Raw genomic sequence first — 14,060 nt, forward strand, 5'->3', positions numbered from 1 at the left:
TGTAGTTCGTCAGTATCAAAAAAGTATAAACCACTGCAATAATTAAACAATAAAAACATAACCATGAAAGCAGCATTTATTTACATTGCTCCAGAGAATAATCATACAATTCATAAGGCATTTATCGACTCTCCTGTTGTAAAATTAACCGTGGTTGGAGTACAAAATTATAAAGAAGCTCAAGAAGTAGTTCAACAATTAGTAACAGAAGGAATCACTGCAATAGAATTGTGTGCGGGGTTTGGAATTGAAGGTACTGCATTGATCGCTAAATCAGTTGGTGATAAAGCTTTGGTTGGAGCAGTACGTTTTGATCACCATCCAGGGTTAGAAAATCAGAGCGGAGATAAGTTGTTCTAATTACAAACTCTTAAGAAAGTTCTCTTTGAAGTAGAAGAGGTTCCTAATAAAAACTCTTCTATTGAGTTTAGTAAATTTAGAGTTGTCCGCTCCAAATTTAAACTATAAAAACTATCCAGAATGAGATCAAGTTTAAAAAAGGAAATTCTCATCCGTATAACTATTAAAAAGTACGTATTGCTCGTACGCCAAATGGATTAAGATTAAGTTAGTCCATCACCCTGATTACCATGGCTAATAGATTCCTGCACTTTGATCTGTTGTCATACTAATCAATCCATGACAATCTCCCTGAGTGGATATAGATTCCTGTGCAAAGACTGCTAAGTTACCAAGCATCAAAAAAACGCAAAGACATATTTAAATATAAATTTCATATTTTGGGGTAATAAACTTGGCAAAGTTATCAAATTATAACCTTTTGTTAAACAATCCTGTAAGATACCCTTAAAATGACATTATTAAAAAGAGAATTACAATACGGATTTAGCTATTATTTTAAAGATGAAAGAGATAAGATAAAATCTGTTATGTCTCCTCAAGAAATTAATACCGAAGATCGTTTATGTATTACATGTACTCAGATTGACTTTCATAGATATCCCCAATATAAATCTAATAAGTTAAGAAAACAGTTAGTCCATGATTGGTGTACTTTTTTAATTGAAAACCCAAATAGATTTACCGAACTGATTTTTAGTTCTCGTATCCCTCAAGAGCTTTTTGATGCTATTTGTCATCAAAAAAAGTTAAAAAAACTAGAAATTAAATGGGGGGCATATCCAGATATTTCAAAAATTATTAATCTAAAGAATTTAGAATTTCTTACTCTTGGACCAGGGTCAAGTATCCAAAGCATAGAACCTATCATACAACTCAAAAACCTTATAGGTTTACACATAGAATACTTCAAAAACATAACTGATTATTCTCCTCTTTCTAAACTTAACAACCTTAAAAGTCTTTATATAGAAGGAAATGGTAATGGACCTCAATTTATTACCATTGAATCTCTAGATTTTCTTAAAGAAATGCCTCAATTACAATTTTTAAAACTATTGACATTTAGATTACAAACAAAAGATTATTTACCAATATTAGAATTAAAAAACTTAGAGCATTTAACGTTAAGGAGTAATAGAGAAGTAAAAAAAGTATATAACGATTTGATAAAGTTGCCTAATCTAAAATGGGGATTATTAAAAGAAAAACCTGAAATATATAATTTATAAGCAATCATAACTACCTATTGCCTGCATAAAGAATATCAAACTTAAAATTGTCATCCAAAATCTAATGTAGCTATTCAATTATAAAATTCGCTCCATAATTTTTTTAACTATAGGTACTATTAATAATGCAAGAGGATAGGTTATTAAAAAATTAAATGCAAATGTATACATCCAGCTTCTTATAAAATCTTGTTCATATTCGGTATGAAATACAACGGCTATAAATGAATTTATCATACATAGAGGAAACGCTACTAAAAAAACGAATAGTAGCGTTTCTTTTAATTTATAAAATATCTTAACTAACCATTTCATAATCTGCTTCATCAATTCTTTTTTTAATTATTGAAACGATTTTTGTGGTACTAGAAAATATAGTAGCATCCCTTCTAAATCTCCTTTTTAAAAGTTTGTAAAAAACGATTGCATCACTTTCCTTTGTTTGTATAACAGCCCTAATAAAATAAATAATAGTAATTGTTTTATTCATTGAATTATAGGTACACTGATTCTAAAAATTGATTCGTTTTTATTTGATGTCCAAAATGATGAACTGTATTATTGATAAAATATTTTTTTTGTTGGTCTGTAAAAGATGCTGTTGCATCAATTAAAATGGTTGTATTATACCCTTTATCATGAGCTTCTCTTAATGTTGATTCTACACAAACATGTAATGCATAACCTGTTAAATATATTTTTTTGATATTGTTATTTCTTAAATAGGCATCCAGATTAGTCCCAGCAAAAGCACTGGCCCCTACTCTACCTGAAATTTCAAATTCACCTGGTAAAGGTTTAAATTTGGGATAATATTCAGTCCCTGATTCTCCAATGATCCAAGTTTTAGCTTTTGGTATTGCAGATTGTAAACCTATATTAGGTCCTTTTCCAAATTCTGGATATCCTTTATTTAATCTAAGAGTGACATGTAAAACTTGAATATCTTCATTGTTTCTTGCTATTTTTAAAGCCGCTTCAATATTCTTTTCAGAAACACTTAATTGGTTTTTATCTTTTATCAGTTTTCTTAGTTTTCCATTTTCTGAAAGCCATTCATTTTGACATTCAATTAAAATCAATGCTACTTTTTTCATAGTTTCCATAGGTTTTTTATATGTAAATGATAAATCTTTGTTACAATTTCCCATTACTCATCAAACTTTAACGGTGTGATATAATCTGTGAATATTAGTTCTTTATTTTGGCTGTAAAATCTCTAAGACCCACTATTTTATTCTTATCTACTTTATAGCTTTCAACTAAATAGATCCGATTTTCAATAGGTAATTTCTCTAGTATATCATCATCTTTAAAATAATAGCAAAACCTTTATGATATCCTCTACGCATCCCTGCAGTATGCATTTCATTTAAGGTACCATTGATATAACATTCTTCTATTAATGACACTATTATTTTTTCTTCCATAGTAATTGTTTTTTACGAGTATGAACTCACATACAACAGTAATAGAGCTATATCATATTGTAACTATTTAACAATAAATATATCTTAATTTCATTTTTTGTAGATTATTTACAATTGCAATAGTATGTATTATTTTGTAGTTTGCAAACATTTATTGTAAATAATTAGCAATCTATGTCTGATAACAACAAAGTCCAAGACGAAAACCACTCGTTTGACACTGAATTCTTAGAAAAATTAATTGTCGGAATTGGAGAAGTTTCCAAAATAACGAATATACCTACACGTCAATTACGCTATTGGGAAGACAAAAAGATAATCAGTAGCTTAACAGAAGAAGAGGGTAAAAACAGGCGTTATAATTATAAAAACATTAAAAAAATTCTCCTAATAAAAGAACTTCTCGATGAGGGTTATAGCTTAGATGGAGCTGTTAAAAAAATTGAAAAACGAATACAAATGATAGAAAGCTCTATTTCTAAAATTATAAATAAGCAGTAATATCTGCATATAAATTTCAAAAAAAATGTATTCTATTCTTCTCTATCGATGAACCATTACTTAATAAGTTAAAGCTTACTCTTATAGATTAGATGTACAGCTATTAATTTTGTAAGTAATTTGTTCTCATTCTATACAAATCAAATATAGGTGTACTCTATATTTTACTTTACCCTACTTTTTATCATTTTATTATTCTTTTTTAGATAAAGGCAAATGTTATAAAAAAATATCGAAGGTTGTGACCCTCGATATTTTCTGTTTGATTTTCACATGTCTTTTCAATAATTATTGTTGAAACACTTACTCATTAAAAATAATAAAGTCTTCATAATCAGATGCTGTTGTTATACCTGTTTCTACTTTAATTTTGTACAGAAATACTTCTAAAGGAACAATCTCTGTATTTTCAGTTGGAATAATCCCTCCTAGCATATATTTACCAACAATCTCATTTGTCATTTTATTAAAAACTGGATCAGAATAATAATTATCTCCTAGAGTAGCTATCGTTGATACTTCTGTACCATCATTGATATTGATCTCTACAATACTTTGTGAGGCTCCCCTTTTATAAGCATATAATTTACTTATAGGTACACTGATTTCTATACCTACTACTGCTATTGTTTTGCCATTATATACTAATTGTATTTTTCCTGAAGTGGCATGCTCGGGAATTTCCACTTTGATATACGCTATATTCACTTCGGTAATGGTACCTATAATACGATTTACACATAAAAATTTCGTATAACACCATTAAATGTTACAGTATATGTTTCATTAGGATCAAAATTTTTACCTGTAATTGTGAGAATATCTCCTGCCTTTACATTGCTTTCTGAAATGCTTTCAATAACAGGGTTAGTAGTATCTTGATCAGTAGTTACATCATTGTCGCTAGAACAATTATATAACAAAAAGCTAATCATTGTAATGAAATAAATTTGTTTTATAGTTTTAATTTATAGGTTATAAAAAAACAAACTTTTTTTTAGGTAAAGTCTGTTTTAGTTATGATTCCTTTTTTATAATATATAACAATAATTCTTCGTCTTCATTAGGTAATCTTGTCGTACCATTCAATTTCAGCCCTAATTTTTCTAATAATTTTTGAGAGGAATGGTTGTTTTTTGCGGTAATTGCTAAAATTTCTTGTATTCCAAATTCGTCATAAGCTAAATTCTTTATCTTATTTGCAGCTTCATAACCATAGCCTTTTCCTTCATACCCAGGCAGAAAAGCAAAGCCAATATCTACTCCGTCTAGTCCTTCTCTATCATAAAGGCCACAACTTCCTATTTTTACCTGATCTGATTTTCGTATAACGGTATAATTAGCATACCCCAATCGTTCAAACTGAGGTAGTATTCTGCTCTTAATATATTCTTTTGCACTTTCTACAGAAGTAACATTTCTATCCCCAATAAATGCTAACCATTTTGGGCTATTCAATAATTCAAATATAAATGCTGCATCATTTTCTGATGTGGGTTTAAGTATCAACCTTTCTGTCTCAAACGTTTTTTTTATATCCATTTAATTCCCAATTACTTTTACCTTATAAACATACTATTTTTTTGTTAGAAAAATTTAATGCTACTAAAAAGTGTTTTTTTTGATACTTTACAATGTATTCTAAAAATAAAAATGAATAGCAGTATACCCTACTATTCATTTTTAAGCATACTATATTATATATATTACTTTAATGCTTTTTTTATAGTACTTACATTAGAATTCAGCTCATTTAGCATCCATTGTCTAACATTGTTTTCTTTGGCAATTTTTACAGATTTCTCACTCATCTCTAAAGCTTTTTTGAAGTCACCTTGTGCATAGTATACTTTTGAGATCCCCTCGTATGCCTGATAAGACAACGGATTATCTACAATCCTCTTTGTATACACATCTAGTGCTTTATCATACTCTTTATTCTCAAAATGATTTAAGGCTAATTGCAGGTAGAACTCTTCTATAGAGGCTGGAAACTTAGCTTTTATTTCTTCTTCAAGGATAGATAAGTCTTTCTCTTTTTTGTGATTGTAATAATAGTAGATCACATTCCCCAAAAAGTAAGGAGGTATCGCTATCGAGGTTGAAAAATTAGTTGATAATTGATGATAATGATCTATAATTTCTTGTGAACTTTTAAAACTATAAAACGCTTCTCTACTTATGTTCCAGTTTTTAAAAATTTTTTCTAAGGATTCTTTTACAGTAACCAGTCCAACAGAATTATGATTTTCATTTTCAAAGTGCATAAAATCCCACGTAGTTCCCATAGGATAATGTTTATCTAATATCCCTACCAATTGCCTAATTCCCATTTCTTTTGTATCTGCCAGAGAAACAAAATAATGTGCTTTGAGTTTTTTGTTTGCCTTAAAAATTGAATCTGCACGATTTACAATTTCGTAGCCTCCTAACCATAACGCTGGTTCTATAGCAATATAAGAATCAAATGTTTCTGGTTTTTCCAGCAGATAATTTGTCACAAACAACCCACCAATAGATTGACCAATTAATATTTCATAATCAGAAGCTCTATAGTGTGTATCAATAAAAGGCTGTAATTCATTCTCTATAAACGACATAAAATTAGACGCATTTCCTTGTTGTTTTGGAAGATGAGAAGGAGTACAGTTTTTTCTATACGTTGCTTTTCCTTTATCTGCAATCCCTACAACGATACATTCTGGTATTTTTCCGCTTACGCTAGATAATAATTCTACCAATCCAGTAATGTATTTAAAATTATAATCCCCATCCATAATATAGATTACTGGAAAATTACCTTTATTGTTACTATGATAACTTGGTGGTAAATAAACTTGGAATTCACGTTCTTCTTCTAATATCTCAGAGAATAGCATTCTTCTTTCACTAGAGTCATCAAAATTTGTAGTTTTCTGTTGCCCAAAAGTATGTTGGATTAAAGCGATAACAACTACTATGATAAGTATATTTTTATTCATGTATTGATTTGTTTAGGTACTATTTTACTTAACAAATTTAAAAATACATTTCATAAAAACTTACTCTTTTGTTTTTATCATTAGATAGTAACCAATGTTTGTATTGGTTTCCAGGTTTCTTTCTCATAAATATACCATACAGTAATCCATGATTCTGAAAGCCTTTTCCAATTAGCCTCAATCATATAAGTATCTTTTTTCAAATATTCTTTGTTAGGAAAGTGTTTTTGTATCAATTCATCAGAGAGAAAAGAATGTACCGTCTCATCGTCTATTTTTATTTTTCGAGTCTCACTAGGTTCTCCAAATTGTTTTGTTGCTTCTTCAAATTTCAGTTTTTTAAACTCCTTATGATCATCATGTAAGCTTTGTTTTTCTTTAGAGGTATATGCTCCTTTTTTGAAGTCTTTGTCATTTTGGGAATTGCACCCTAAAACAATCAGCGATATCATCACAAAAAACATACTTCTCATAATTTTATTCTTTTATCTCTATAACAATTACTCTTTCTAATCGTCTTGTGGTTATATTTCTTTTTTATTTTAAATGGTATACTTACAAAACTATCGCTTATAAATAGATAGCACTACCCTTTTTTCAGGGGTTTTAGTACAATATAATTTCTGATTTGGATTTGGTTGATAAGAAAACAAAAAAAGGTTGCCTTTGCAGACAACCTTTTTAATAGGGCCAAAACTTATTATGATTTAAAATTTATTCTATAAAAATCTTTTGTGTAACTACTTTGCTACCTATAGTTATTTGTACAAAATAAATACCTTTAGGTAGGTCACTTACATCCATAGATTTTTTTACTGTAGCTCCTTTTGATAAAGCTTTCAGTTGATCTGTTTCTAATATTCTTCCGTTCATATCTTTGATACTAACATTAATACCAGAAGAAGGTTTCAAATTATTAAACTCTATGTTTAATTGGTCTCTTACTGGGTTAGGATAAATTGTAAAATTTAATCCTCCTGCAGATGCATCTTCTTTAAAAGTAATAGATGCTCTACTACAAGTTCCTGTTTTTGACCATGCATATTGCCAATAATATCCAGTACCTGGTGCATATGCCCATCCTGCACTAGAAGAACACCATCCTGGAACATCACATTTAAACTTCTCTCCTACATTTTGCACTTCTTGATTTCGTCTGTATGAAGTTCCTGCAGCATATTGTGGTAATCCACTACAGCTACCGCCACCGCCACCGCAAGTACCAGAAGAAGTATAGGTTGTTTGATCACAAATAATGGTAAAATCATCTACCGTAGCACCAGATGTCTGTCTGGCTTGCCAGGTACTACCTATTGTAGTATTGGCGGTAAATGATCGTCCTGCATTTGCCGATCCTTGTAATGCGTTATTATTATAATATTGTAATGTACAATTTGTATTGTTAGAAAAAGTAACAGATACGGCATCTCCAGGTGAGCATCCGCCGCCGCCGCAAGTTTGTAAACAACTTGATCTATCAATATAATTACGGATTACATTACGAGGTTGTGAGCCAAATCCTTTGTTGAAATTAACTCCAACACTTGTATTAGGGCAATAACTCATAATGGTTCCTCCACCAGCAGGGTTTCCTGGTAAACGGCAGTTTCCTTCTACTCTACCTGCACAACCATCTATTGCTGTGTTATTACCATTCCATACACATGCATGTGTATGTCTTGATCCTAGATTATGCCCCATCTCATGAGATATTAAGAATACATCAAAAGAATACGTAGGGATATTACTAAACCTACCTTTGATACCAGAGATCGCATATTTTCTAGATGAGTTACAAAGAGTACCGATTCCTCCAGCTACTCCTCCACTATACCCATAGGTAACACAATGCCCCAAATCTCCATTAAGACCAGTTCTATTTTTATAGTTGATATAACTATTTAAATCACTGCTAAATGGCTGATTAGACGCCCATGCTTTTGTACCTGATAGCTTAATAGATATCTGATCATTTGCATACAATGCGGCTGCTTGATTAAATAAAGCTTCTACATAATTTGAAGCTTGCTGGCTACCACCTTTATCATTTACAATATCAGTACCGATATCAAAAAATATTCTCGGGCATTTTGCAGCAGCACGATTTTGAGGGGTATCAGCCAGTTCTTCTTTTGTATACCCTTCTAAGTCATCTTCTACATCACATGCCAATTCATATAAATAGCTCATTTGTCCATCTCTATATAAGATATGGTTCTCTGTTGTTTTCACAGGGCCAACAACAAGATTATCTTTCTCACCATCTATACTAATAAAACCAGCTATTTTGTTACCAAAAAAGCTAATGGCTACTAGAGAATTCGATTTTCCTTTTACAACACCTCTGTAATGAGCAGTATTGTCACGAGGTAATACTCTACCCGACGGCATATCTATTGCCTGAAAATCATCTGTAGTAATAGTTACTTTAACTAAATCTACTGACAATGCGGATTTCTGTCCTGGAATTTCTAAATTCATTGTAGCAGGATACCCTCCCTGCATAGATTTCATAGCTCTCTGATCTACAGAAAATAACATATAGTCATCAAGCCCTTTAGGGGTTTGTATGCTATTTTTCTGTTGACTAACAGGAGAAAAAATCTGGACTTTTTGGAACTCTGCCCCCAAGGTTTTTTGCTGGGCTACGAGTTCACTGGGCTTTTGCTGTTGAGTTTGTGCGAAACTCATTACCGTAAAAAAGGTAACGACGATTATTAAAATACGTTTCATTTTTAATTAGGTTTTAATTTCCGAATTTTTATGCAGTACTAGTTTTGGCCCTATCAAAAACTAACATAAAAACCCGAAAGAGTTTGTGTATCACAAAGTTACAAACTTAAACTAACTCAAAAAAACGTATCCTCATTTATTTACTAGAAGATAACATTGCGGCAATATCATAATACTCCCAATCCGCCCTATCAGTAATCAAATCAACCAGAATATCCTTATGGCCTGCTCCATAAATCACCAAAATTCTATCATTAGGTTCAATGATTCTGCTTAAATTGGTAAAAATCTTTAGATTCCTAAAATACCAGTCTGCTACTACTTTTGTACCTATATACTCATCCTCTTTTCCAATAGAGATCAAGTGTTTTAGATAAAAGCTTTGATTGTATTCTTTATCAAACTCATCAGAGTTTACAAACCTTACAATATCCAATACTGAACCTTTAGAAATAGATTCTATATCATTTTGCATCTTACTGATCATTTTTTGAAATCCTGCTAATTCTGCTGTTTGATCATGCTCTTTTGCATATGCCAATACAGAGTCTATTTCAAAATCGGTAAAAGCATCTATGGCATACAACTTGGTATGATGCATCCTTTTTGCCAGTGGATAGGATAGTTGTACCACCTCACTAGGCATAGCCCACTTATCCTCTTCTTTCACTTCTTTTTCTAACACCCCATTCAGATAATGTGTATAATATGTTTGAGTCCATAAAGTATCACCCAAAGGTTTTTCTATAGCAATCTTGGTAGGTTTGAATTTGGCTACTAGGGTAATTAATTGTTGTAACTCTGCCTGTCTTTTATCAGAGTAGATATTGCCCATATCCATATTTACGGCATCTGCTCCAGGATTGTGTAAATGCATCATCCCCAAAATACTGATAACAGGTTTTTGATCTTGAGAAATACAAGAAAAACATATAGAAAATACAGTGATAATAGTAGCTATTAAATGATGTCTCATAAAAAATGTTTTTTGTTATTTATACTAATGTGATATAGATTACCCCTTATTAGGTGTTACCTCGGTATCCAAAGGTAAAATCAGTTGATAGTCATACCCATCGATCAAGCTTTTGATACGATGGTAATCTCCATTTGCAGGCAATGCGATACGACCTTTCAAGATATCATCTCGTATCGATTTGAGATTGATGATTGCCCATTGGTCACGCTTTGCCTGAACCATAAAATCCTGTAATCGTTTATAATAAGAAGCATACTTTATTAGGTGGTCTTCCTCTTCTCCTTTTTCATTTATATAATAACGATGCCATGAATTAATTGTAGTAGCTTTACTAGCATTCTTCTTGGCAAGCTGTGTCACCAAATCCCCCAAATCATAACATGTATTGGTTAAAATTTTTGATGCGTGTAAACTGCCAAATTTTAAAAATACTTTGGGAGCGGTTTCTGTTTCTAGTGCTTCATTGTATCGATTCATAAAATTAGTACGCATATAGCTTATTCTATCTGCATGAGAATCTTCTTTCCATCTGTTATATATATCCCAGCTTATTTTGAAATCATTGAGCATCTGTTCTGCAAGCGCATTTCCTGCAAAGCGGTTAAAATACTGTTGTACTACAGGGTCTTTTTGAATTGAATCAAAAATCTTGCTAGCTTCTTTTTGAGCATACCATGACTTTATAATGTCAACGGTCTTTTCTTTTTCTAGTTCAATTTTTGCGTAATCGGGGTGACCTTTCATCAAAAAGAGTAATTCATCCATAAAATACGGGGCAGCATAATAATACTCCTGATCCAATCCCCATATATTCATATTCTTTTGGCGTACAGCCTGAAGAAACTGCGCATCTTCTACTCCACTAAAAAAAGGAATAGGGTACTGATAATCTTCTTTTAATGAATATCTCGTGTTAAATGTTTTTAGTTTTTCTACGGTAGTAGATATAGGAGTACTTAGGTCTATCAGTTTTTTTGCAGAATTCGGGCCAACTTCAAAAGCTGTATGATGAAATTCATTTGCATACAACATAGGTACAAGTGCTGTAATGAGTTGTGAGGTAGCTTTTGATCCGTGGTTTTCACCAAACATTACAAATTGTGATTGGGATAATATGGTATCTATCACTATACGTCCCTCTCCTTTTATTGTGGTACTATCTACGGTAAAATACCTTGTTTTGGTTGCAATATAAGAGGAATCTATTACTGGTATAGTAGAGATACTGTTCGTTTTTTGATTGATGATTTTGGGAGTATCAAGGGGTTTTTCTTTACACGAAAAAAACAGAATGATACTCACTATTAGAATATATGGTTTCATGTGTTTTGATTTTTGAACAAAGTAAATTCTTACTTCAGTAAAAAATTATGAGTTTACACCTATCCCACACTTTACCTGACAAAAAGTAAAAAAACTACGACTAGATATTTGGTTGTATGTTTTATGGGTTTTGTATAAAAAAAAAGACAGTTGCTACCAAAAAGAGAGAACATACGTACTCAAAATCTTATTTTTGATGTATGACTGTATTACAACATCGTTGGAGATATCACTTGTTGCTTGCCCTACTGATTATAGTGATGAGTACATTTGGAGATTATGTCTATAAACACCATAATGATTGGACAGATTATTTTTCTTCCCCCTTAGTATTATATACTATGGCTATGTATATGAGTTTCTTCTGTGTCTATGCTATTAACTATAAGATACTATGTCCCTTGATGTTATCACGAAAGCGTATTTTGTTATATCTCTTGGGAGCCGTTGTATTGGTGTTTTTATTTGCTGGAATTCGCTATTTTCTAGAAGAGATCGTATTATACAGCTATACAGGAATACATAACTATGGTGATGATTACCGGCATTTTGTATATTATGTATTTGATAACTCCTATTATGCATCCAAAAGCCTATTATTTAGTACCGCTATATATCTTTTCTTTCGATTTGTAGCTCATAAAGAAGCGATTCATCAACTTATGATAGAAAATAAAAAAGCGGAGCTACAATTACTAAAATCTCAATTAGGGCCTCATTTTCTATTTAATACTCTGAATAGTTTTTACTCAGACCTTATCATAGACCAGCCCAAAATTGCTTCAGACATTCATAGACTATCAGATTTACTTCGATTTGTAACCTATGAGACACAATATGATACCATACCTCTAGAAAAAGATATAAAGTTTATTACTGATTATATCTATTTTTTTGAGAAACGATACGAAGATAATCTGGCAGTGGATTATACGGTAGAAGGTGATGCTATCCATCACACTATCCCCACCATGTTATTGATTCATTTTGTAGAAAACGTGTTTAAGCATGGGATTGTAAATGATGCTTCTGCCAGAGCAATGATAAAAATTACAATCCATAAAGATACTATCGAAATCTATACCAAAAATAAGGTGGCAACCTCAGAGAAATATGTAAAACAAGGGATTGGTTATACCAGTATACAACGCCGCCTTACTGCACTTTATAAAAATGAGTATCACTTGTCTCGCAAAGAAGAAAATTCTTATTTTGAAGCCTCTTTAAAAATTCCATTATGAGCAAAACCCTACGTTGCCTGATTGTAGATGATGAACCACCAGCAATACGGTTGCTAGAGAACTATGTATCTAAAGTATCATTTCTAGAACTCACCGCAACCACTACAAAAGCACTAGAAGCGCTACATCACATAGAAAGTAAGAATATTGATCTTGTATTTCTGGATATACAAATGCCAGATCTATCGGGGATTCAATTATCCAAAATCATCAAAGACAAGGTGCAAATCATTTTTACAACTGCTTATCCACAATTTGCACTAGAAGGGTATGATCTCAATGCGGTAGACTATCTGCTAAAGCCTTTTGAGTTTGAGCGTTTTTATCAAGCCGTTCTCAAAGTAAAACCAACTACCATAGATATCGATGCTAGTAGTTCTACAAAAGAATCCCTGTTTATAAAAACTGATGGCAAAAATAATTATGAGAAAGCCTATATCGATGAGATTCTGTATGTAGAAGGATTAAAAAACTATGTAGCCATTCATCTACCCAATAAACAAATCATTACCTATAGTACGCTCAAGCATATAGAAAATACACTACCTAAAAATAGATTCATAAAAATTCATAAATCATATATCGTAGCGATCAATCATATTCAAAAAACAGATTCGTTGCATGTATATATCAATGATAAAACACTCCCTATCGGAGATACCTATCGCAAAGCCTTTTTTGAGATCATTGCTAAAAAGAAATTATAATTCTAGCCTACACCTCATAGCCACCTCTTTTATACTTTACAAATACCCTTTGTGGGGTCATAATCTAGCTCAAAATCCATGGTATGAAAATCTTTTTTTGCCCACTGCTCTCGCTCTCGTGCCCATGTACTGGTTTGTTGGGCACTAAAACCACTGGGTTGCCCCCAATTACCAAACGTACCATCCATATCCATCAAAAAATAAGTACCTGATATCGCCCAACCATATCCAGGGATAAAAGCGGTAATTCCCATCGTAATATCTACAGCATTTTTTGTATAAACTGAATATCGGTTTGCATCAATATTAATAGAAAAATATATAATCGAAAGATATTAGTGTGCAAATAAGTAAATAAATAAACAAATAAACAGTTCCTTTTCTTCTATCTTTTTTCTTAAAATGCTTAAACTCTTCTACATATATACGCCATTTACCTTGATACCAAAATAAATAATAAAACAATAATCCAGTAATAATAGCAATAGGATACACCGTTTGGTATTCATTAAGTTCAAGTATTATTCCTTTATTAAAAGCATGTAATACCCTTAAAAGAAGAGGGGTATGCAC

General features: G+C 31.6%; 18 protein-coding genes. 5 read left to right on the plus strand and 13 right to left on the minus strand.

From position 1 onward, the window contains the following. Nucleotides 1–63 precede the first annotated feature (63 nt). The gene (locus DG508_RS19770; protein WP_199912819.1) at nt 64–360 is read left to right on the plus strand and encodes a DUF6506 family protein; all 297 of its coding nucleotides are present in this window, start codon (nt 64–66) and stop codon (nt 358–360) included. A 452-nt stretch (nt 361–812) separates the two neighbouring features. Then, nucleotides 813–1,592, plus strand: coding sequence for a leucine-rich repeat domain-containing protein (locus DG508_RS19775; protein ID WP_108869956.1), 780 nt, complete (start codon nt 813–815; stop codon nt 1,590–1,592). 78 nt (nt 1,593–1,670) lie between these two features. Here DG508_RS19775 and DG508_RS19780 read toward each other — a convergent pair whose 3' ends face one another. The 3 genes from DG508_RS19780 to DG508_RS21405 form a co-directional block, all read right to left on the minus strand. Then, entirely contained in the window at nt 1,671–1,919 is a 249-nt protein-coding gene (locus tag DG508_RS19780) for a DUF2798 domain-containing protein (RefSeq protein ID WP_108869958.1), read from the minus strand. Between the two features lie 167 nt (nt 1,920–2,086). Beyond that, entirely contained in the window at nt 2,087–2,698 is a 612-nt protein-coding gene (locus DG508_RS19790; protein WP_234418267.1) for a cysteine hydrolase family protein, read from the minus strand. A gap of 189 nt (nt 2,699–2,887) precedes the next feature. Beyond that, nucleotides 2,888–3,022 (minus strand): hypothetical protein, encoded by a 135-nt coding sequence (locus DG508_RS21405; protein ID WP_255412596.1) that lies wholly within the window; start codon nt 3,020–3,022, stop codon nt 2,888–2,890. A 174-nt stretch (nt 3,023–3,196) separates the two neighbouring features. Here DG508_RS21405 and DG508_RS19795 point away from each other — a divergent pair, with 174 nt between their 5' ends. Further along, nucleotides 3,197–3,523, plus strand: coding sequence for a MerR family transcriptional regulator (locus DG508_RS19795; protein ID WP_108869962.1), 327 nt, complete (start codon nt 3,197–3,199; stop codon nt 3,521–3,523). Between the two features lie 303 nt (nt 3,524–3,826). On the opposite strand, the gene DG508_RS19800 is transcribed toward DG508_RS19795, so the two are convergent. The 8 genes from DG508_RS19800 to DG508_RS19835 form a co-directional block, all read right to left on the minus strand. After that, nucleotides 3,827–4,231: a hypothetical protein gene (locus DG508_RS19800; protein ID WP_108869964.1), complete on the minus strand. Its 405-nt coding sequence runs from the start codon at nt 4,229–4,231 to the stop codon at nt 3,827–3,829. 26 nt (nt 4,232–4,257) lie between these two features. After that, complete coding sequence (locus DG508_RS19805) at nt 4,258–4,458, minus strand: IPT/TIG domain-containing protein (protein WP_108869966.1); 201 nt, start codon at nt 4,456–4,458, stop codon at nt 4,258–4,260. A gap of 82 nt (nt 4,459–4,540) precedes the next feature. After that, entirely contained in the window at nt 4,541–5,065 is a 525-nt protein-coding gene (locus tag DG508_RS19810; RefSeq protein ID WP_108869968.1) for a GNAT family N-acetyltransferase, read from the minus strand. Between the two features lie 164 nt (nt 5,066–5,229). Then, nucleotides 5,230–6,504: an alpha/beta hydrolase-fold protein gene (locus DG508_RS19815; RefSeq protein ID WP_108869970.1), complete on the minus strand. Its 1,275-nt coding sequence runs from the start codon at nt 6,502–6,504 to the stop codon at nt 5,230–5,232. 80 nt (nt 6,505–6,584) lie between these two features. Next, nucleotides 6,585–6,977: a hypothetical protein gene (locus tag DG508_RS19820; RefSeq protein ID WP_108869972.1), complete on the minus strand. Its 393-nt coding sequence runs from the start codon at nt 6,975–6,977 to the stop codon at nt 6,585–6,587. 241 nt (nt 6,978–7,218) lie between these two features. Continuing rightward, a complete protein-coding gene (locus DG508_RS19825; RefSeq protein WP_108869974.1) occupies nt 7,219–9,237 on the minus strand; it encodes a T9SS type A sorting domain-containing protein in 2,019 nt (672 codons plus the stop codon). Nucleotides 9,238–9,373: 136 nt separating this feature from the next. Continuing rightward, entirely contained in the window at nt 9,374–10,213 is an 840-nt protein-coding gene (locus DG508_RS19830; protein ID WP_108869976.1) for a DUF5694 domain-containing protein, read from the minus strand. A gap of 39 nt (nt 10,214–10,252) precedes the next feature. Then, nucleotides 10,253–11,539 (minus strand): hypothetical protein, encoded by a 1,287-nt coding sequence (locus DG508_RS19835; protein ID WP_108869978.1) that lies wholly within the window; start codon nt 11,537–11,539, stop codon nt 10,253–10,255. A 200-nt stretch (nt 11,540–11,739) separates the two neighbouring features. Here DG508_RS19835 and DG508_RS19840 point away from each other — a divergent pair, with 200 nt between their 5' ends. Then, a complete protein-coding gene (locus DG508_RS19840) occupies nt 11,740–12,780 on the plus strand; it encodes a sensor histidine kinase (protein WP_108869980.1) in 1,041 nt (346 codons plus the stop codon). Beyond that, nucleotides 12,777–13,487 carry a LytR/AlgR family response regulator transcription factor gene (locus DG508_RS19845; protein ID WP_108869981.1) on the plus strand — a complete coding sequence of 237 codons (711 nt, stop codon included), beginning with the start codon at nt 12,777–12,779 and terminating at the stop codon, nt 13,485–13,487. The genes DG508_RS19840 and DG508_RS19845 overlap by 4 nt, the downstream gene beginning before the upstream one ends. Nucleotides 13,488–13,516: 29 nt before the next feature. Here the strand turns inward: DG508_RS19845 and DG508_RS19850 are convergent, their stop codons facing one another. Both DG508_RS19850 and DG508_RS21350 read right to left on the minus strand, forming a co-directional pair. Beyond that, nucleotides 13,517–13,741 carry a hypothetical protein gene (locus DG508_RS19850; RefSeq protein WP_108869983.1) on the minus strand — a complete coding sequence of 75 codons (225 nt, stop codon included), beginning with the start codon at nt 13,739–13,741 and terminating at the stop codon, nt 13,517–13,519. Between the two features lie 52 nt (nt 13,742–13,793). Further along, nucleotides 13,794–14,060 (minus strand): hypothetical protein (locus tag DG508_RS21350; RefSeq protein ID WP_234418268.1); only part of this gene is annotated, 267 nt, incomplete at its 5' end.

Origin of the sequence: Aquimarina aquimarini (assembly GCF_900299535.1) — a bacterium.
Classification (GTDB): Bacteria; Bacteroidota; Bacteroidia; order Flavobacteriales; family Flavobacteriaceae; genus Aquimarina; species Aquimarina aquimarini.